General features: G+C 60.9%; 18 protein-coding genes. 11 read left to right on the top strand and 7 right to left on the bottom strand.

All coding sequences use genetic code 11. The features are described from left to right. The first annotated feature begins 192 nt into the window (after positions 1–192). Entirely contained in the window at positions 193–438 is a 246-nt protein-coding gene (locus tag V0R60_RS17820; protein WP_178084218.1) for a hypothetical protein, read from the top strand. Positions 439–443: 5 nt separating this feature from the next. On the opposite strand, the gene V0R60_RS17815 is transcribed toward V0R60_RS17820, so the two are convergent. After that, positions 444–2,672: a TonB-dependent hemoglobin/transferrin/lactoferrin family receptor gene (locus V0R60_RS17815; RefSeq protein WP_330080360.1), complete on the bottom strand. Its 2,229-nt coding sequence runs from the start codon at positions 2,670–2,672 to the stop codon at positions 444–446. Positions 2,673–2,903: 231 nt separating this feature from the next. On the opposite strand from V0R60_RS17815, the gene V0R60_RS17810 reads away from it, so the two are divergent. The 6 genes from V0R60_RS17810 to V0R60_RS17785 are packed head-to-tail and all read left to right on the top strand — an operon-like array spanning position 2,904 to position 8,338. Further along, positions 2,904–3,638: an energy transducer TonB gene (locus V0R60_RS17810; protein ID WP_330080359.1), complete on the top strand. Its 735-nt coding sequence runs from the start codon at positions 2,904–2,906 to the stop codon at positions 3,636–3,638. A 16-nt stretch (positions 3,639–3,654) separates the two neighbouring features. Beyond that, positions 3,655–4,725, top strand: a complete 1,071-nt coding sequence (locus tag V0R60_RS17805; RefSeq protein ID WP_330080358.1) for a hemin-degrading factor — start codon at positions 3,655–3,657, stop codon at positions 4,723–4,725. A 12-nt stretch (positions 4,726–4,737) separates the two neighbouring features. Next, on the top strand, positions 4,738–5,625 hold the full coding sequence (locus V0R60_RS17800) for a heme/hemin ABC transporter substrate-binding protein (protein ID WP_330080357.1): 888 nt from the start codon (positions 4,738–4,740) through the stop codon (positions 5,623–5,625). Positions 5,626–5,675: 50 nt separating this feature from the next. After that, on the top strand, positions 5,676–6,659 hold the full coding sequence (locus V0R60_RS17795; protein ID WP_330080363.1) for a FecCD family ABC transporter permease: 984 nt from the start codon (positions 5,676–5,678) through the stop codon (positions 6,657–6,659). After that, positions 6,659–7,426 carry a heme ABC transporter ATP-binding protein gene (locus tag V0R60_RS17790; protein ID WP_136477084.1) on the top strand — a complete coding sequence of 256 codons (768 nt, stop codon included), beginning with the start codon at positions 6,659–6,661 and terminating at the stop codon, positions 7,424–7,426. The genes V0R60_RS17795 and V0R60_RS17790 overlap by 1 nt, the downstream gene beginning before the upstream one ends. A gap of 27 nt (positions 7,427–7,453) precedes the next feature. Next, positions 7,454–8,338 carry a ChaN family lipoprotein gene (locus tag V0R60_RS17785; protein ID WP_136477085.1) on the top strand — a complete coding sequence of 295 codons (885 nt, stop codon included), beginning with the start codon at positions 7,454–7,456 and terminating at the stop codon, positions 8,336–8,338. 52 nt (positions 8,339–8,390) lie between these two features. Here the strand turns inward: V0R60_RS17785 and V0R60_RS17780 are convergent, their stop codons facing one another. Together V0R60_RS17780 and V0R60_RS17775 are read right to left on the bottom strand one after the other, a co-directional pair. Continuing rightward, the gene (locus V0R60_RS17780) at positions 8,391–9,119 is read right to left on the bottom strand and encodes an aspartate/glutamate racemase family protein (protein WP_136477086.1); all 729 of its coding nucleotides are present in this window, start codon (positions 9,117–9,119) and stop codon (positions 8,391–8,393) included. A gap of 24 nt (positions 9,120–9,143) precedes the next feature. Next, on the bottom strand, positions 9,144–10,673 hold the full coding sequence (locus V0R60_RS17775) for an NCS1 family nucleobase:cation symporter-1 (protein WP_136477087.1): 1,530 nt from the start codon (positions 10,671–10,673) through the stop codon (positions 9,144–9,146). 483 nt (positions 10,674–11,156) lie between these two features. Between V0R60_RS17775 and V0R60_RS17770 the strand changes: the two genes are divergently transcribed. Beyond that, a complete protein-coding gene (locus tag V0R60_RS17770) occupies positions 11,157–11,846 on the top strand; it encodes a GntR family transcriptional regulator (RefSeq protein ID WP_330080356.1) in 690 nt (229 codons plus the stop codon). Positions 11,847–11,946: 100 nt separating this feature from the next. Then, the gene (locus V0R60_RS17765) at positions 11,947–13,110 is read left to right on the top strand and encodes an amidohydrolase family protein (protein ID WP_330080355.1); all 1,164 of its coding nucleotides are present in this window, start codon (positions 11,947–11,949) and stop codon (positions 13,108–13,110) included. A 27-nt stretch (positions 13,111–13,137) separates the two neighbouring features. Here V0R60_RS17765 and V0R60_RS17760 read toward each other — a convergent pair whose 3' ends face one another. The 3 genes from V0R60_RS17760 to V0R60_RS17750 all read right to left on the bottom strand — a co-directional run bounded on the left by V0R60_RS17760 (position 13,138) and on the right by V0R60_RS17750 (position 16,325). Then, on the bottom strand, positions 13,138–14,235 hold the full coding sequence (locus V0R60_RS17760) for an extracellular solute-binding protein (RefSeq protein ID WP_330080354.1): 1,098 nt from the start codon (positions 14,233–14,235) through the stop codon (positions 13,138–13,140). Then, positions 14,232–15,344, bottom strand: a complete 1,113-nt coding sequence (gene aguA, locus V0R60_RS17755) for an agmatine deiminase (protein WP_136477091.1) — start codon at positions 15,342–15,344, stop codon at positions 14,232–14,234. Before aguA ends, V0R60_RS17760 begins: the two co-directional genes overlap by 4 nt. 93 nt (positions 15,345–15,437) lie before the next feature. Further along, positions 15,438–16,325: a LysR substrate-binding domain-containing protein gene (locus V0R60_RS17750; RefSeq protein ID WP_136477092.1), complete on the bottom strand. Its 888-nt coding sequence runs from the start codon at positions 16,323–16,325 to the stop codon at positions 15,438–15,440. A gap of 156 nt (positions 16,326–16,481) precedes the next feature. Between V0R60_RS17750 and V0R60_RS17745 the strand changes: the two genes are divergently transcribed. Further along, positions 16,482–17,693: a GGDEF domain-containing protein gene (locus V0R60_RS17745; RefSeq protein WP_330080353.1), complete on the top strand. Its 1,212-nt coding sequence runs from the start codon at positions 16,482–16,484 to the stop codon at positions 17,691–17,693. Here V0R60_RS17745 and V0R60_RS17740 read toward each other — a convergent pair. Further along, entirely contained in the window at positions 17,635–18,495 is an 861-nt protein-coding gene (locus V0R60_RS17740) for a LysR family transcriptional regulator (protein ID WP_330080352.1), read from the bottom strand. The two genes, V0R60_RS17745 and V0R60_RS17740, sit on opposite strands and share 59 nt — an antisense overlap. Before the next feature lie 93 nt (positions 18,496–18,588). On the opposite strand from V0R60_RS17740, the gene V0R60_RS17735 reads away from it, so the two are divergent. Continuing rightward, a complete protein-coding gene (locus V0R60_RS17735; protein WP_136477095.1) occupies positions 18,589–19,038 on the top strand; it encodes a multidrug/biocide efflux PACE transporter in 450 nt (149 codons plus the stop codon).

Below are 19,038 nucleotides of genomic sequence, written 5' to 3'. Positions count from 1 at the left end.
TCGAGCCACCCCAACAAACGGATATGTTCATCGCCATTCGAGCCACATTCCGGTGCTCACTCGCTAGCAGGCCCCGGTGCGTAGTTCCCGGAATTCCGTGAACAACCTTTTTTTTGCGCGCAAACTAAAAACCGAATTGATGGTCTGAGCCTGTACCCTCTCTACCGCTGTGCGGATCAAGGAACCACAGTGTTGAAATTTTTCACCCGATTTGCCGTCATTACTACCGTACTGGCCAGCTCTGGCTGCTACTACCACGATTACGACCGCGACGATCATCGCCACGACCGCGACCACCGCTATTCTCGCGACTGGGATGGCGACCGCGATGATCGCGACCATCGCAAGTACAACAAGCGCTATCGCGACGACGACCGTTATCGATACTACGACAACGACCGCCGCCGCGACCGGGATGATGACGACGATGACGATTAACGCCGTCAGATTTCCCAGATCACGTTGACTGCTGCGTAACGCCCCGGCTGGGTCAAACGGCCGAGGCTGGTGGCGTCTTCGTCACGGCCCTGAACGTCACCCCAGTTCCAGTACTGCTTGTCGGTCACGTTGAACAGGCCGCCGTTGATCGACACCTGTTCAGTCACTTGCCACCAGGCATTGAGGTCGAGTACGCCGTAGCCTGGGGTTTCGAACTGGCGATCGATCAGCAGTTCGGCATCGCCAGTATGGTCAACGCGGTCTTTGGCCTTGACCAGGGTCCACGTCAACTGTCCACCGTAGATACCGCTCGGGGCATCGTAGCCCAGACCAATGACAGCCTTGAGCGGGTCGACACTGTTGAGCGCCTGACCGCTTTCCTCATCCTTGCCGCGGGCATAGGCAATCGAACCCAGGGCACGCGTACCCGCGGGCATGAATGCATCGAGCTTGATATCCCCTTTGGCTTCGGCACCGCGAATGGTGACCTTGCCCAGGTTACGTGGCTGGAAGGTCAACAGACCGGTGCCATTGGGATCCGCTACCGTGTCGGTGGCGATGAAGTCTTTGTACTTGTTGTAGAACAGCGCCACACCGAAGCTGCCCAGGTCGTAACGCCCACGCAGGCCAAATTCATAGCTGTCGCTGGTTTCCGGCTTGAGGTCCGGATTGCCGATCTGCTGATAACCGAACTGCGGGTTGCTGAACTCGCCGTACATGTTCACCGGGCTTGGCGCGCGGAAGCCGGCGGCGTACTGACCGTAGACGCTTTCATGCTCGGTCAATTGATAGGTGACCGCAAACTTTGGCGAAATATGATCATCAGTAATGCGCGATGGATCGGTTTCGGCCGGCAGCCCGTTGAGGAATTCGTCGGTAACGTGTGGGGTCTGGCGGTAGTAGTCGTAACGCAGGCCTGGCAACAAGGTCCAGCGTCCCATCTTGATGCTGTCCTGCACGAACAGGCCCAAGGACTCACTGGTCGGATCCGGGAAGTCGCTGACCGGGAAGTTCTCGGTGGCCGGTACCGTAGCGCCGGTGTCGAGGCGCACCTCGCTGCCTTTGCGCAGGTTGCTGGCCTCGATACGTTTGAGCTCGGCCCCGTAAATCATGTGGTGACGGGTATCACCCATCGCGAACTGTTTGTCTGCCTGGGTGTTCAGGCTCCACAGGCGCTCTTGGTATTGCGAGTCACGCGAACGTACCCGATCAACCCCGGTAGCAGTTTGGCGTTGCTGCAGGGTTTGCTGCTTGTTGAAGCTTTCCTGATAGTTGAGCTGCCATTTCAACTGGTCTGCCAGCAAGCTGTTCAGGCTCAGGGTGTGCTCAAGGCTGTAGCGGTCACGATCGATGCTGTCCTTCGATTGCGAACCGAGAATAGCCGGGCTGGTAAAAGTCGCCCGTGAGGTGATGTCGCTGAGCAGGTTGCTGTTGGCGTCGTCCTGATAACGCTCGTAAGTGAACTGCAGGCGATCGCCATCGGCATAGTCCCAGCCCAGTTTTGCCAACAGGTTTTCGGTGGTGTAATCAAGCGGGTTGGCTTCTTCACGCGAGCTACCAACACCGCCGTTGCCGCCCCAGGTGTCGGTGGACTGACCGTCACGGCGCCCCAGATGCAGCAAGCCGTCTACCGGACCGGTACGCCCGGCGAAGGTGGCGCTGCGCTGCCAGCTGTCATCACTGCCGTCGTAGCCGGTCTTGAAGCGGGCGTAGGTGTCATCACCCGCTTCCAGATAATCAGCGGCATCCTTGGTCAGGAAGCTGACCGCACCGCCAATGGCGTCGCTGCCGTACAACGAAGACGCCGGCCCACGAATGATTTCTACCTGCTTGATGGTGTCGAGGTCGACGTAATTACTGCGCACATCCTGGAACGGACTGAAGAAGTTGCTTTGCGGTACCCGAACACCATCGACCTGGGTGAGCACACGGTTGCCATCGATACCGCGGATATTGGCCCCCGACAATCCGAAGCGGCTACCGGTACCACTCACCGAAACTCCCGGTTCGTAACGCACCAGATCCTTGAGGTTCTTGTCGTTGTGCTGATCGATTTCGCGCTCGTTGTGCACCGACACCGTACTGGGCACCTGCAGCAATGTTTGCTCGGTACGCGTGGCCGTCACGCTGACGGTATCGAATTGGGTAACCGGCTCGGCAGCCAGGGCCAGCGATGGCGATAGCAGTAGCAAGGCAAGCCAGGAACGCTGGGGAAATGGCGGGCGGATCGACATCTGACTGGACTCCTGAACGTCAGCCACGATCACGCGCTGGCGGCCTCAAGGCGCCCTGCACGAGCCGCTGCAGCTGACTGGCATGTGTTTTTTATGAGCCCGGCGATGGCCACATTCTGTGCATGGCTACTCACCGAGTCGTTGTTTTGGCAGCGGCGGCGAAGATAACCAGCTTGACTTGTAAATGCAAATTATTACCATGTGCATTCAATCTTATAAGAACGATCGTGCATGAAGCGCCTTGCCAGCTACCTGATGTTGTCCATTGCGCTGCACGCGGGCGTAGGTTGGCTGCTGCACGAGTTTCGGGTGAAACCCCAGGCACTGGCCTGGCAAGTACCCATCACGATTCAACTGGTGAGCCTCGCTCAGGCGACCCCGGCCCTGGCAACCGAGCCTGTGCGCCCAGCACTGCAGCCGCAGCCAGCTGCAACGGCTCCGCTACCGGAACCTGCAGTGAAACTTGCGGCAAAAGCCATAACGCCCAAGGCGGAGGCACCCCGCTCACAGCCTGCGATTGCCAAATCGGTGCCACCACCGCGCTCCAAACCCCTTGGCGAGCCACGCCCGGCCCGTTCAGAGCGCGCACCTGCGGCGCCGCCAGCGCGTCCAACTGCCGTAGCCAAGAGTGGCCCGGCAGTTGCCAGCACGGTGGCGAGCCCACCACCGCTGGCTCCGGTTGTCAGCCTGCGTCCCAGTTTTGTCAGCCCGCCACCGCCCCCGCGCTACCCGTCGCAAGCCCGACGCCGCAACCAGCAAGGGACTGTGCGAGTCGAGGTGAGCCTCGATGAGCGTGGCAACCAGCTCAAGCTCACCCTGGTGCGATCATCAGGCATTGAAAGCCTTGATCAGGCAGCACTTGAAGCCGTAACCCAATGGCGCTTCCGCCCTGAAGTTGTTGATGGCCGGGCCATGCCCAGCCGCGTCGAAATACCAATAGAATTCGCCCTGACGGCGAATCGATGACCCTGAGGAGTTAACCATGACCGCCCCTACTCTCGCCTTGGCTGCCGGCCCTGAGCTGTATCAGCAATGGCAACAGTTGCGCACCGAGCAATCGGGCCTGCGTGCGCGAGATGCAGCGAACAAGCTTGGCGTCAGCGAGGCTGAACTGACCGCCAGCCGCCTGGGTGTCGATACCGTACGCCTGCGCCCGGAATGGAAGACCTTGCTGCCTGCATTGGGCGAACTGGGTTACATCATGGCGCTGACCCGCAATGAACACTGCGTACACGAGCGCAAGGGTGTTTATCACGAAGTGACCATCATGGGCAGCGGCCAGATGGGCATGGTGCTGTCGCCGGATATCGACCTGCGCCTGTTCCTCAGCGGCTGGGCCAGCGTGTTCGCCGTCGACGAAGCCACCGCCCGCGGACCGCAACGCAGCATCCAGGTCTTCGACCGCCAAGGCACCGCCGTGCATAAGGTGTTTCTCACCGACACCAGTGAAGTATCCGCCTGGGCACCGCTGGTGGAGCGATATCGCGCCGATGAACAAAGCCCGGAGCTGGACCTGCAACCCCTGCCTGCCGTCAAGGCCGCACGTGCGGATGCCGAGGTTGACGCCGAAACCCTGCGCAGCGAGTGGTCGAAACTTCAGGACACGCATGACTTCTTCGGCTTGCTCAAGCGCAATGACGTGGTGCGTACCCAGGCTTTGCGCCTGGCCGGACCGCAATGGGCCGAACGTCTGGCCCCCGTCGAACTGACCCAGCTCATCGAAGAAGCGGGTAAGCGTGAAGTGCCGATCATGGTTTTCGTCGGCAACAAACACTGCATCCAGATTCACTCAGGCCCCGTCACTAACCTGCGCTGGATGGACACCTGGTTCAATGTCCTCGACCCGGCTTTCAACCTGCATCTGAAAACCACCGGTGTGACCGAACTGTGGCGTGTACGCAAGCCAAGCGTGGACGGCATCGTCACCAGCTACGAAGGCTTCGATGCCGAGGGTGAGCTGGTTATCCAACTGTTTGGTGTGCGTAAACCGGGTGTGCCTGAGCGTGACGACTGGCGTACTCTGGCAGAACTTGCGACTCCAATGACCGCCTGAGGAATGACTTTGATGCGTAAGAAAATCCTCCTGGCCTGCGCTGGCGTGCTCTTCAGCCAGCTTGTCAGCGCCAGTGAAGCCTTGCCCCAGCGCTGGGTCAGCGCCGGTGGTGCCTTTAGTGAATGGGTGGTTGCCTTGGGCGGCGAAAGCAAGCTGGTGGGGGTCGACAGCACCAGCCAATACCCGCGCTCGCTGCACACACTGCCCGGCGTCGGCTATCAGCGTCAGCTTGCAGCCGAAGGTATTCTGGCCCTGCGCCCGGACATCCTCGTCGGCAGTAGCGAAATGGGGCCGCCACCGGTTCTGGAACAGCTCAAGGCAGCCGGTGTGCGCATTGAACTGTTGTCGGCCAAAGCCGAGTTGCCCGCCCTGCAACACAACCTGACGACGCTGGGCCAACTGCTCGGAGCGCAGCCTCAGGCGCAAAATTTGTTCACTGACTACCAGCAACGCCTGCAACAACAGGCAGCAGTAGTCAAGCACGCACAACAGCAAAACCCTGCCCCACGCGTGCTGATGCTGCTCAGCCATTCCGGCGGCAACCTGCAAGTGGCCGGCAAGGACACGCTGGCAGCCTGGATGATCGAGCAGGCGGGAGGTAAAAGCCTGGGCGAACACATTGGCTACAAGCCGGTGTCCAGCGAAGCCATGCTGGCGCTCGACCCGCAGGTGATTATTCTGGCCGGCAGCCGCCTGCAAGGTGATGCCGCACGTGCCGCGTTGCTTGAGCAGAACCCGACACTGGCAACCACCCAGGCCGGTCGTGACGGTCGGGTACTGGTGCTTGACCCGACCTTGTTGGTCGGCGGCCTGGGCCCGCGCGTGCCGGATGCGCTGAAGACGTTGACCGCAGCTTTCTACCCCAATGACAAGGCGCTGAGTGCCGAGGCTAGCCAATGACGGCCATTGTCCGGCCGCGTCCGATGTTGTTTGCCCTGGGTTTGTCGTTGCTGGTAGTGATCTGGCTGTCGCTGGCCCTCGGGCCGGTCAGCCTGCCGCTGGGCGAAACACTCAAGGCCGGGCTGCGTCTGCTCGGCCTGACGCTGGAAGGCGATACCACGCAACAGGCGGATCTGATCCTCGGGCAGATCCGCATGCCGCGCACGTTGCTCGGCATTGCCGTAGGTGCGGTGCTGGCATTGTCCGGGGTGGCCATGCAGGGGTTGTTTCGCAACCCCTTGGCCGACCCCGGACTGGTTGGGGTGTCGGGCGGTGCGGCGCTGGGAGCGGCCATTGCGATTGTCGGTGGCAGCATGGTCGGCGGACTGCCGACGGCCATCGAGCCTTACATCCTCTCGGTGTGCGCCTTCGTCGGCGGCCTGATCGTTACCTTCGTGGTGTATCGCTTCGGTCGCAGCAACGGCCAGACCAACGTTGCCACCATGTTGCTGGCAGGTGTGGCAATGACGGCCATGGCCGGCGCCGGTGTCGGGCTGTTCACCTACCTTGCCGATGACGCCACCCTGCGCACCCTGACCTTCTGGAACCTGGGCAGTCTCAACGGTGCCAGCTATCAGCGCTTGTGGCCGTTGCTGATTGTCGCGGTGGGTGTGGCCCTCTGGCTGCCGCGCCGAGCGGCAGCACTCAATGCGCTGCTGCTGGGCGAATCTGAAGCCCGTCACCTGGGCTTCGATGTCGAGCGGATCAAACTGGAACTGGTGCTATGTACTGCCCTGGGTGTTGGCGCGGCTGTGGCCGCGGCGGGCTTGATCGGTTTTATCGGCCTGGTGGTTCCGCACCTGATGCGCCTGCTGGTGGGTCCGGATCATCGGGGGCTGCTGCCGGCCTCGCTATTGGCAGGCGCCGGCCTGTTGCTATTGGCCGACCTGATCGCCCGCCTGCTGCTGGCACCCGCTGAACTGCCGATTGGCATTGTTACCGCGCTGATTGGCGCGCCGTTCTTCCTCTTCCTACTCGTACGAGGGCGTACCTGATGCTTGAAGCAGACAACCTGCTGGTACGCCGCGGGCATCGCACGGTGTTGGCCAACATTGCTGTGCAATTGCATCCCGGTGAAGTGCTGGGGGTCCTTGGGCCCAACGGCGCCGGCAAGAGCACTTTGCTCGCAGCCCTGTGTGGCGAGTTGCCGATCAGCGACGGCCACGTCAGCCTGGATCAGCGCAAGCTGGCCGACTGGCCGGGCCAGGAGCGAGCCAAACGCCTGGCCGTGCTGCCGCAAAGTTCGAGCCTGAACTTCGCCTTCACCGTCAACGAGGTGGTTGGCATGGGTCGCCTGCCGCATGCCAGCGGCCGGGTGCGTGATGGCGAAATCGTCTCGCAAGCACTGCGTGCCGCCGATGCCCTGCACCTGGCCGAGCGCAGCTACCTTGCACTCTCCGGTGGCGAGCGTCAGCGCGTTCATCTGGCGCGCGTATTGGCTCAGCTCTGGCCAGGTGGCGAGGGACAGACGCTGCTGCTCGACGAACCGACCTCGATGCTCGACCCGCTGCATCAGCACACCATTTTGCAAGCGGTGCGCGATTTCGCCGAGCGTGGTGCCGCGGTAATGGTGATTCTTCACGATCTCAACCTGGCTGCTCGCTACTGCGATCAGCTGCTGTTGCTGCAGGACGGCCAGCCCCACGCCTACGGCCCTCCGGCCGAAGTCCTTACGGCAGATGCACTGGCGGCGGTCTATGGGCTGCAAGTCCTGATTCATCAGCACCCGGAACGCGGCCATCCTTTGATCATCGCGCGCTGAAACCTCATTACCTCGCAAGGAATCCCGATGCGCCTGCTATTGCTTTGTCTTGTCAGCCTGCTGGCGGCCTGCCAGTCCCCATACACAGCGCCACCTCCGGCACCTATTGCGCCACAGGGACGTGACCACGCCGAACTGGGGGTTATTCGCGAGCTGGCCACGGGTCGCAGCCTGACCCCGCAACAACTGGTTGAGCGCCTGGCCGCGGCGCCACGGGTGCTGGTTGGAGAGCAACACGACAACCCTGATCACCATGCCCTGCAATTGTGGTTGCTGCGCGAACTGGCCAAGCAACGTCCACAAGGCAGCCTGTTGCTGGAAATGCTTAACCCCAACCAGCAGGACAAGGTCAATGCCGCGCAAGCCTCGACCCGTGCCGGTCAACCGCCGAGCGATGCGTTCCAGGCACTTGCCTGGCAGGCCAACTGGGACTGGAGCGTCTACGGCGCACTCGTCACCTACGCCCTGCGCCAACCCTACCCGCTGCTCTCGGCCAACCTGGACCGTGCCCAGATCATGCAGATCTACAAACAACGCCCAGTGCTGGCAGGCAGCGCGTCAACACGCGCGAATGTGCAAGCGACGTTGCTCGATGATATTCGCGAGTCGCATTGCGGCTTGCTGCCCGAAACACAGATGCCGGCGATGCTTGCCGTGCAACAACAGCGCGACCGGCGCATGGCCGAGAGCCTGTTGGCCGCACCCACCCCTGCGCTACTGCTGGCCGGTGCCTTCCACGTGCGCAAGGATCTTGGTGTGCCTCTGCACCTGAGCGACCTGGGTGCCGGCGAAGGAAACCAGGTGTTGATCCTGGCCGAGGTCGGCAAGACGGTAACAGCCGAAAGCGCCGACTATGTGTGGTACACCGCAGCGCAGCCGGCGCAGGATCACTGCGCCAAGTTGCGGCGCTGATAGAAATGCCAATACCCCTGTGCAAGGGGTATTGGCATAGGGTGTTTAACGATCAGCCGAGCAAGGCCCGTGGCCAGCCAAGAATCTGTTTTGGCCGCGGTGGTGCATAGGTGCGGACCTTGGAAGTGCTCAGCTTCAGGCGTACCAGCGACTCAGCCAGCGCCACTGCAGCCGTGACGCCATCGACTACCGGCACCCCCGTGCGCGCCTGAATGCGCTCATCAAGGCCGACCATGCCGCCGCAACCCAGGCAGATCACTTCAGCCTTGTCGAACTGCACCGCAGCCTCCGCCTGCCCCACCACAGCCTCGATGGCCCGCTCGGGATCTTCCTCCAGCTCCAGCACCGCAAGCCCACTGGCCCGAACCGAGGCGCAGCGACTGTCCAGCCCGGCCAGTTTCAAACGGTCTTCAATCAGCGGCACGGTGCGATCCAGGGTGGTGACCACCGAGTAGCGGTGCCCCAGCAGCATGGCCACGCTGGCGGCCGCTTCGGTAATGTCCACCACCGGTACATTGAGCAGCTCTTGCAAACCTTCTCGGCCATGCTCCCCGTAGCCGGCCTGGATCACCGCATCATAAGGCTGGTCATAGCTGAGCACCCGCTCCATGACGGCAATAGCCGCCAGGTAACTCTCGAAATTGCCTTCCACCGACTCGGCGCCAAAGCGTGGGGTCAGGCCGACAATCTCGGTGCCTGGCGAGGCCACGCTGCGTGCCTGGCGGGCAATGGCCTCAGTGATCGACACCGTGGTGTTGACGTTGACTACCAGTATTCTCATGAGTCGTTTCCTTGTTCTACACGCTTAGTGCTGGGCGCTGTCGACGGCGAAGTGCTCGCCGGAACAGTCCACGTAATGTTGTTTGCGATCGGAGATCAGGTAGTACACGCCACCGGCAATTGCCGCGCCGAACAGCCAGGAGAACGGCGTCAGATCGCTGAATGCCGGAACCAGGGCCAGCAGCACCGCTGCAATTGCCGAGGGCACCAGGGCCGCGATGGCCTTGTAGTTGATTCCGCGGGTGTAGTGGTAGGTGCCGGTTACCGCTTCACTGTAGAGATCCGGGACATGCACCTGGGCTTTGCGGATCAGCCAGTAGTCGACCATGATGATTCCGTACAGCGGGCCTAGCAGCGCACCCAGGCCGGAAAGGAAGTACACGATCACCAGCGGGCTGTTGTAGAGGTTCCAGGGCAGGATCAGCACCGCCAAGGTGGCACTGATCAGACCGGCGCTGCGAAAGTTCAAGCGGCTGGGTGCCAGGCTCGAAAGCACAAAGGCCGGGGCGACAAAGTTGGCCATGATGTTCACCGCCACGGTGACGATGAGAAACGCCAGGCAACCGAGCACCAGGAAGGTCTTGTCGGGGATGGCCGCAATGATCTGCGTGGGGCTATCGATGACGGTGCCGTCGATGCTGAACTGCGCTCCGGACAACACGAAGCTGATGACCGCAAACACCAGAATGTTCACCGGCAGGCCCCAGAAGTTGCCCACGCGAATGGTTTTGCGGCATGGCGAGGAGCGTGCAAAGTCGCAGAAGTTGAGAATCAGCGTGCCATAGATGGCCAACCACAAGGCGCCGCCGGCAAAGATCTGCGTCCACATTTTCGCACCAGTCAGCGGCTCGCCCACCGACCAGGCCAAATTGCCATCCACGCGCAGGTACATCCACACTGCCAGCACCAGGACGGTCGAGAGAATTACCGGGCCGGCAAAGGACTCGTATTTGCGCACCATCTCCATGCCGAAGGTGAGGATCACCAACTGCACAAACCAGATCGCGACAAAACTGGCCCAGCCCAGGGTTGAAAGGCCAAGGATGGCGTTGTGATCGAAGCTTGCCAATTGCGGCCAGACCGCCACCAGCAACACCCTCAGAACCACTGAAGCCAGGTATGTCTGAATGCCGAACCAGGCGATGGCAATCACCGCACGGATGATCGCCGGCAATTGTGCGCCGTAAATCCCGAAGCTCATGCGGCTGATGACCGGAAACGGCACGCCGGTCTTCTGCCCCATATAGCCGGACAGGTTCATGAAGAAGTACACCAGCGCCGCACCTACCGCCAAGGCAGCGAGAATCTGCCAACCGGACAGACCGAGCGCGAACAGGCCCATGGCAAAGGAGTAGTTGGCGATGTTGTGCACATCGTTGGTCCACAAGGCGAAAATGCTGTAGCCACCCCAGCGTCGGCCGGCAGCCTTGGTTGGCGCAAGATCGGCGTTGTGCAGTTTCGGGCTCAGACTGCTGTGCCCCGAGACCTGCGCGGTTACAGCAGGGTCAGGTGACAGGTACGCGGTATCCAGAGGTTTGGAAGTATCCAATTGCATGTTCCCCGGGCTCCTGCTGCAGCGCCTATGGTGCTGCAGCAAATTATTGTTGGACTTGAGAGTTGGGACCGCTGTCAGCGCCTGGTCTGCGCTGCATACAAAGATTGCATACAATATTTGTATTACGATTTTCGAGGAACAATTTGTGTGCCAAATGAATAGCAATCAGCGCTGAAGGTACGCTGCCTTTTCGACCTAATCTGCTGTTTTATAACTGATTTAATTTTTGATCGAGCGCCTCTTCAAGGTGATTTAGTTGACCGTTTGGTCAGCGGAGATTGTGGTGAAAATGGGGCTTTGGGTAACGGCAGACGGTAACGTGTATCCAATCGAATGATACTTATGTGCACATTATCGCGTGAGCAGCCCGTTCCTACCGAGGCTCCATGGAGGGCGGGGGCGCGGATGAATTTTTATATCCAAACTTTTGGTCATCGCTCATTTGCGGCATGCTGGGGCCATCAAGGAATCTCGGAGCTGGTAATGACGGAAAAACTCCCCGCATCGACCGTAGAGCGCGTCTACCTGGGGGTCCACGAGGCAATCAGAAAGCGCACGTTGCGCCCTGGCATGAAACTGGGCGAGTCCTCGCTTGCCGAACTGTTCAAGGTCAGTCGCACGTCGGTACGCGCAGCGCTCAAGCAACTGGAAGGCGACGGGCTGGTGTCCACCGAGCTGAACAAAGGTGCCTGGGTGTCGCTGCCCAGCGACGAAGACATCCGCTCGGTGTTCGAAACCCGCCGGCTAATAGAGATCGGTATTGTCACCGAGCTTTGCCGACGTGCCGATAAGAGCTTGCTGCAGCCCTTACGCATACATGTGGCCGCAGAAGAAGCCGCTGCCGATGCTGGCGACCACGCTCGCTACGTCAACCTGCTGGGTGAGTTCCACCTGCGACTTGCCGAGGTGCTGGACAACCCGGTGCTCCTCGACTGGTTCCGCAAGCTGATCGAGCGCGGTTCACTGTATGCCTCTACCCTCGACGACGAACGCCATGAAGCGTGTCGCGGCAATGAACACCTGCGCCTGATCGAGTACCTGGAAGTTGGCGATCAGGCGGCGGCGATCGAACTGGTGTGCACCCACCTGAGCGGTATCGAGGAGGCCATTCTCAAGGCCACCCACAACCTCAAGGCCGACTACCATCCGCTTAAACATTTGATTGGTGGCTGAACAACGCATTCACGAATCCACTGCTATCGATCCCGATATTTAATTGGCCGATACCTTTGGCTTTTTATAGGGTACGCAGCCTCCTTCAAGAGGTCGTGAAATGATTGATCGTGTGTTCGTCAATGCCGTCGCTGCCGATGGTAGCCCCTTGTCCCTGGCCGTTGCCGATGGCCGTATCGCCCACCTCGGCAGCGACGTGGCTGCCATCGCAGGCGTTGAGTGCATCGACCTGGGTGGGCAACTGCTGCTGCCGGGCTTTGTTGACGGCCATATCCACCTGGACAAAAGCTTCGTCGGCGACCGCTGGCATCCGCACCAGGCTGTCGGCAGCCTGCGCGAACGTCTGGCCGTGGAAAAACGCGAGCTGGCCCTCGCGCCCTCGATCGTGGAACGAGCAGATGCGTTGATCGCCCAGGCCGTTTCGTTTGGCACCGTGGCGATGCGTAGTCATGTCGATGTCGATGCCACTACCGGTTTGACTAATCTGCATGCAGTGATGCAGGCACGGGAAAAGTGGCGAGGCATCGTCGACATCGAGCTGGTGGCTTTCCCCCAGGCTGGTGTGATGTCTTGCCCAGGCACCGCCGATGTACTCGAAGCGGCTATCTGTGACGGTGCCAATGTGATCGGTGGCATCGACCCTACTACCCTCGATGGTGATGCCGAGGGTCAGTTGGATGTGGTCTTCGGGATCGCCGAGCGTCATGGCGTGAAGGTTGACATTCACTTGCACGAACCCGGCCTGCAAGGCGTCGAGCAACTGCAGCGAATTGCTGCCCGCACCTGCGCTGGCGGCTTGCAGGGACGCGTCACTGTCAGCCATGCCTATGCCCTGGGCCAAGTGCCTGATGATGAACTTGCGCGGATTGCCGCGACCCTGGCCCAGGCCCAGGTATCGATCCTGACCAATGCCCCCGGCGATCACGCCTTTCCACCGATCCTGCGCCTGCGCGCTGCCGGGGTGAACGTGTTTGCCGGTAACGACAACATTCGTGACGCCTGGTGGCCCTACGGCAATGCCGACATGCTCCAGCGCGCCATGCTGATCGGCTACCGCTCGGGCTTCTACAGCGACGAGGACTTGAACGTTGCCTTAGCCATGGCTACCTCGGCAGGCGCCGCGGTGATGGAAAAAAGCGGCTATGGGTTGGAGGTGGGCAATGAAGCGACCTTCCTCGTGCTCAAGGCCGCCAATGCCGCCGCCGCAGTCGCCGGCGTACCTGGCGAGCGGCGCATGGTCCGTCGTGGCGAGCTGCAACCCTGAAGTTGCAGGCCCGCACAATTTCAAGACTCAAGTCCCGGATTTGAGCCGGCTGAAGGCACGCGTCAGTTCTCGGTTGAATGCTTTGCTATTGTCATTCTTGCTGTATAGCCGCGCCCGCACCGCTGTTGGTGGATAAGTGCCCGCATCATTGCGAATTGCCGGATCCACCAACGCGTCGGCTGCAGTAATGGCATTGGCGTACTGGATGCTGTTGGTGATCGGGGCGATCACTTCCGGGCGCATCAAGTAGTCCATCAACGCCAGCGCCGCCTCTGGATGCGGCGCATCCTTGGGTATTACCAGCGCATCCAGCCAGATCAACGTACCTTCACGCGGAATGCTGAAAGCAATATCGATGGCTTTGCCCGCCTGCTGCGCCTGATTGCGTGCGATGGCCACGTTGCCATTCCAGGACATCGCAAGACACGTCTCGCCATTGGCCAGGTCGTTGATGTTGCGGTCGTTGTCAAAATAGCGAATGTACGGCCGCACCTTCTGCAGCAACGCTTCAGCCTGGCGCAGGTCTTCGGTGCGCTGCTGGTTGATGTCCAGGCCAAGGTAACGCATGGCGGCAGCGAACACTTCGTTGGGATCGTTGAGCAGGCTCACGCCGCAACTGGCAAACTTCGAAACTACCTCGGGGTCGAACAGCATCGCCCAGCTATCGACCGGCGCTGTGGGCAACCGGGCGGCAATCGCCTGCTGCTGATAACCGACACCTGTGGTGCCCCAGGCATAGGTGCCGGCATAGCGATTATCCGGATCGAATACCGCCATGTGCTGGCGGAATTCAGTGCCTATTCCGGCCAAATGCGGTAGCCGCGCCTTGTCCAAAGGTTGCAGTGCGCCACTGCTGATCGCCCGTGACAGGTGCTGGCCGGCTGTAAGTACCAGATCGTAGCCACTGCGACCCGTCAACAACTTGGTTTCCGCGGTTTCCAGTGAGTCGAAGTGATCGGCGACAACGCGGATGCCGGTGCGCTTCTCAAAGTTGGCCAAGGTGTCTGGGGCAAGGTATTCGCCCCAGATATACAGGTTCACTGTCGGTTGCTCAGCGTTGGCGGCCAGCGCCTGCGACGTAGCGCACGCCAGCGCCAGGGCCAAGCCACAGGCGCGCAGGTTCATGAGATTTTTCCTCCCGCATATTGCGGCATGGTGATGCAGGCGACATTGCCCCCACCCAGCAAAATTTCGCGGGAATTGTCGATACCAATAATGCGATGACCGGGGAACAGTTCTGCCAGGGTAGCCTGGGCAACGGTGTCGTTGCGGTCACCAAACAGCGGCAGGACGATCGCCGAGTTGCCCGCATAGTAGTTGATGTACGAGGCGCAGATTTTCGTCCCGGCCTGGCGCAGATGAGTGCCATCGACCTGATCAAGGCCGGCGGCTTCTTCGGCGGTCCACTCCAGCACAGCGGGCTGTGGCAGCTTGTGCACCGTGAGCTCGCGGCCGCGGCTGTCGCGTGTGCTGCGCAGGATGTCATAGGCTTCCTGGTAGATTTCCCACTGCGGGTCATCACGGTTGTCAGTCCATTGCAGCACTACTTCACCAGGGCGTACGAAGCAGGCGAGATCATCGACGTGGCCATCGGTCTCGTCGAACTTGCAGCCCCGCGGCAACCAGATCACCTGCTCAGCACCCAGATACTCCTGCAGGCGCCGAGTCACTTCGTCCTTCCCCAAATGCGCGTTGCGGTTGCGGTTGAGCAGGCACTGTTCGGTGGTCAGGATGCTGCCCTGACCATCACTTTGAATACCGCCAAGCTCGGCAATCAGCGGCGCCCGATAGCGGTCGAGGTTCTCGATTTCGAGGATCTTCTGCGCAATCTGGTCATCCTTGTCCCAGGGGTAGTAAAGGCCTCCATCGAGCCCTCCGTAGGCATTGAACTCAAAGTCGACACCGCGCACCTCGCCGCTGGCATCGTTGACCACAAAGCACGCACCACTGTCACGAAACCAGGTGTCGTTACAGGTCATCTCCACCACCCGCACATGAGCGGGCAGCAGGCGGCGGGCATTGGCATACTGGGCGGCCGACGCACAAACGGTGACCGGCTCACTCGAGGCAATGGCGGTAACGATCTCGACCCAGACCTTCTGTGCAGGCTTGGCGCCGTTACGCCAGACATCCGGACGTTCTGGCCAGCCCAGCCAGCAGCCGGCCTTTTTCTCGAATTCGCCGGGCAGGCGGAAACCATCAGCCTTGGGAGTGGTGGTAAGCGAACGAGCCATGGACAACCTCTGCGTTGGGTGGGGATAGCTGCACGCTACGCCGCCCGGTCCGAGGCTTCCAACGATGAAAACTCAGCGATTGATGAATTGAATTCAGGGTTCGCTGATCTGAGTGGTGAACCATTCTATGAAATCGGCCACCGCACCGCGCTCCAAACGCAAGCGCTCACACACCAGGGCATATTGCCCCATCGCCGCCACACTGGCGCCGAACGGACGTACCAGGCGCCCGCTGACCAGGTCGGCCTGGCAGGTGAGGTTATCGCCCATGGCCACGCCCTGCCCCAGCGCCGCCGCCTCCAGGGCCAGCGCTGCGTGGGGAAAATACAGTTGGCGGCCAGGTTGCGCGTCATCGGCATGGGTGGCGAGCCAGGCGGTCCAGGTCTTGCCATCCTGGTCGTCATGCAACAGGCACTGGCGCACCAGGTCACGCGGGCGCTTGAGCCCACCGAGGTTGAACAACCCTGGGCTACACACCGGGAAGAACTGCAACAACGGCAAGGGCCGGACAAAATGGGTGCTGGCATCCATCGGGCTAGTGCCATAGGTGATAGCGATGTCGATGTCGGCCGCCGGGGCACCGGCATCAATGGGTTGCTCGTGCAGGTGCAGGGTGATATGCGGATAACGGCTGCTGAAGTCCGCCAGGCGTGCCACCAGCCACTTCTGCGCCAACTCCGCGGTCACAGCCAAGCGCAGCACCGCTTGCGAAGCCGGGTCGCGCAATTCATCGCAGGCCTTGCCGATCAACTCGAAGGCTTGCTGCAGATGCTGCAACAGCCGTCCCGCCTCACTGGTCAAGCGAACCTGACGGCCTTCGCGCACGAACAACGCGCACCCCAGTTGCTCTTCCAGTTGGCGGATCTGGTGGCTCACCGCACTGTCGGTCACACACAGTTCGGCGGCGGCCCGGCCAAAATGGCCGTGGCGGGCAGCGCACTCGAATGTACGCAGGGCGGTCAGCGAAGGCAGTCGACGCATCGGCAACTCGTTGATGGAGGATCGGCAGGCAGCATAGCCCAAGCCGATGCCTGACGGCAGCGGCCTGCTGGCAAAGTACCATCTGCTCCGCTAGCATGCCGCTGAAAACCGGCATTGGCCGGTGGGCCGCAAGGCTTAATACGGAGAAACTAACCGGTGCTGCTGAGCATCCCGACCCTGTTGATGGTGGCCGTGTTTATTTTCGGCCTGATGGGTGTGCTGACCTTGCACGCCTGGTCCCGGGGCACGCGTGAGCAAACACTCGGCTACCTGGGAAGCATGTTGATATGCGCCGCGATCGGCGCAACGCTGGTCAGCCTGCGCGGCCAGGCACCCGAATTTGCTTCGCTGGTGCTGGGCAACAACATCCTGCTACTGGGCGCCGCGCTGAATTGGACCGCGATGCGCGTATTTGGCGGTAGACCGCCGCACTTGCCGGGTATTTTTGCCGGCGCCCTGCTCTGGTCCTGTTGGGGGCTGATGCCGGACTTCTACCGCGACCTTGGTCTGCGCGTGGGTCTGTACTCGTCGATCACGGCGATCTATGGCGCACTGTCGGCATTCGAGCTGTGGCGCAACCGCAAGCGTCTGGAAGTGGCCTACCTGCCTGCGTTGATGCTGACCCTGGCACACACAGGCTTCTACGCCTTACGCAGCTTCGCCGATCATGGTATTTCCATTGAGCACGCGCTCGCCAGTGAAGGCCGTGGCACGCTCTTTTTCGCCATTCTGCTGTTCGAATCGATGCTCTACGCCATTGCTATCGCCTATGTAACCTTGGCCATGGTGCGCGAGCGTGCCGAACTGAAGTTCAAGGCGGCCGCCTATACCGACGCGTTGACCGGTATCGGCAATCGCCGCGCATTCATGTCACGTGGCGAGCAGTTGCTGGCGGGGTGTGCACGACGTGGCGAATCGGTGGCCTTGTTACTGTGCGACCTGGATCACTTCAAACGGCTCAACGATGCCTATGGTCATCAGTCCGGCGACCGCGCATTGATCGACTTCAGCCAGGTAGCCAATCAAAATATTCGCCAAGAAGATGTGTTCGCTCGCATCGGCGGAGAGGAGTTTGCCTGCCTGCTCGGCAATGCCGACGAGGATCAAGCACAGCAAGTGGCGCAACGCATCTGCAGCAGCTTCCATGCCTTACCACTGCCAGCGCCCGGGCTGCTGAGTGTGAGCATCGGCATCGTTACCAGCAAGGCCGGTGAGGATGAGCTATCACGCCTGCTATCAATGGCCGACAATGCGCTGTATGCGGCCAAGGATGCAGGCCGTAATCGCGTGCGCGTGTACCGGCGCCCTGTCAGTGCTCGCGAGCCAGCCAGTCCAGTAGCCACAACCCCGCCGGCCCCGGCGGAGTGAGCCGCGACCACGCCGCATCCACAGCGATCGGCCGTGGCCATCCGCCCACCACCAGTTCGACCAGCTGGCCATGGCCATACTGCTGCACTAACCCATGTGGCAGCTCGGCCCAGCCAAAGCCTTGCTCGGTCATTTCCAGCAGCAACAGGTAGTCCGGCGCCGACCAGACCCGACCTTGTGGTTTGTTTTCGCTGTCGGTGTAGGTGTTGAGGTACAACTGGCGATGGCTGGCCAAGTGCGCCTGGGTCGGTTGCTGCAAGGTCGCCAAGGGGTGTCCGCTGGCAACGAAAATGCCCATCTGTGCTTGTATGGGCAACCTGCGCGTGCCGATGTCGGGCGGGTAGCTCACTTGCGCCGCAAGCAAACCTACATGAGCCCGGCCGCTCTGCAGCAGGCTCAGGACATCGCCTGCCTCGGCGATCATGCACTCAAGCTCGATATCCTGGTAACGCTGCTCGAAGTGATGCATCACTTGATTGTCCGGCGTGAGCTGATACATGTCCGAAAGAACAATGGTCAGTCGCGGCTCAACGTTGTCAGCCAGGCGGATACTCAGCTCATCGAGCCGCTCACTGGCGGCGAGAATTTCCTGGACATGCCCCAACACCTTGCGACCGGCCTCGGTCAGCACCGGGTGACGTGCCTGGCGGTCGAACAGGCTGACGCCCAGGTCGGCCTCCAAATTGGCAATTGCCGCGCTGACGGTCGACTGGCTTTTGCGCAATTTGCGCGCCGCCGCCGAAAAGGAACCCAGTGCCACGGCTTCGACAAAGGCTTGCAGTGCTTCGGGAGAGTAGCGCATAGGTGTATCGCTTTTATCGATGGAACCTATTTTTAACATAGGCAAAAAAGCGATGACAATCCTCCCATCGAAACCAACTGTTCAGGTGCTGTCATGCTTGCTTCCAACAAAACCATCGTCGAGCGTATCGTCCACGCCGTGGGCTTCGAGGTCATTGCTGTGCTGATCTGCGCCCCTGTCGGTGCCTGGCTGCTCAATCGTTCGATGCTTGAAGTCGGTACCTTGGCGGTGGTGCTGTCCACCGTCGCAATGCTCTGGAACATGCTCTACAACAGCGTGTTTGACCGCCTCTGGCCTGTTGAGCGGGTTAGTCGCAGCCTCAAAGTGCGGGCCCTGCACGCCAGCGGCTTCGAAATCGGCTTTGTCGTGATCGGGGTTCCCATCGCCGCGCTGATGCTCAACCTGTCGCTGGTACAGGCCTTTATGCTGGAGATTGGCTTTTTCGCGTTCATGCTGCCCTACACCATGGCCTACAACTGGGTTTATGACCTGTTGCGCCAGCGCTGGATCAAAGCCCGGAGCGGCCGTCTGCAATTGCAATAG

It is taken from the genome of Pseudomonas auratipiscis (assembly GCF_036324085.1).
Taxonomy (GTDB): domain Bacteria; phylum Pseudomonadota; class Gammaproteobacteria; order Pseudomonadales; family Pseudomonadaceae; genus Aquipseudomonas; species Aquipseudomonas auratipiscis.
The sequence above is the reverse complement of the archived record's forward strand: the minus strand, read 5'-3'. Positions and strand labels throughout refer to the sequence as shown.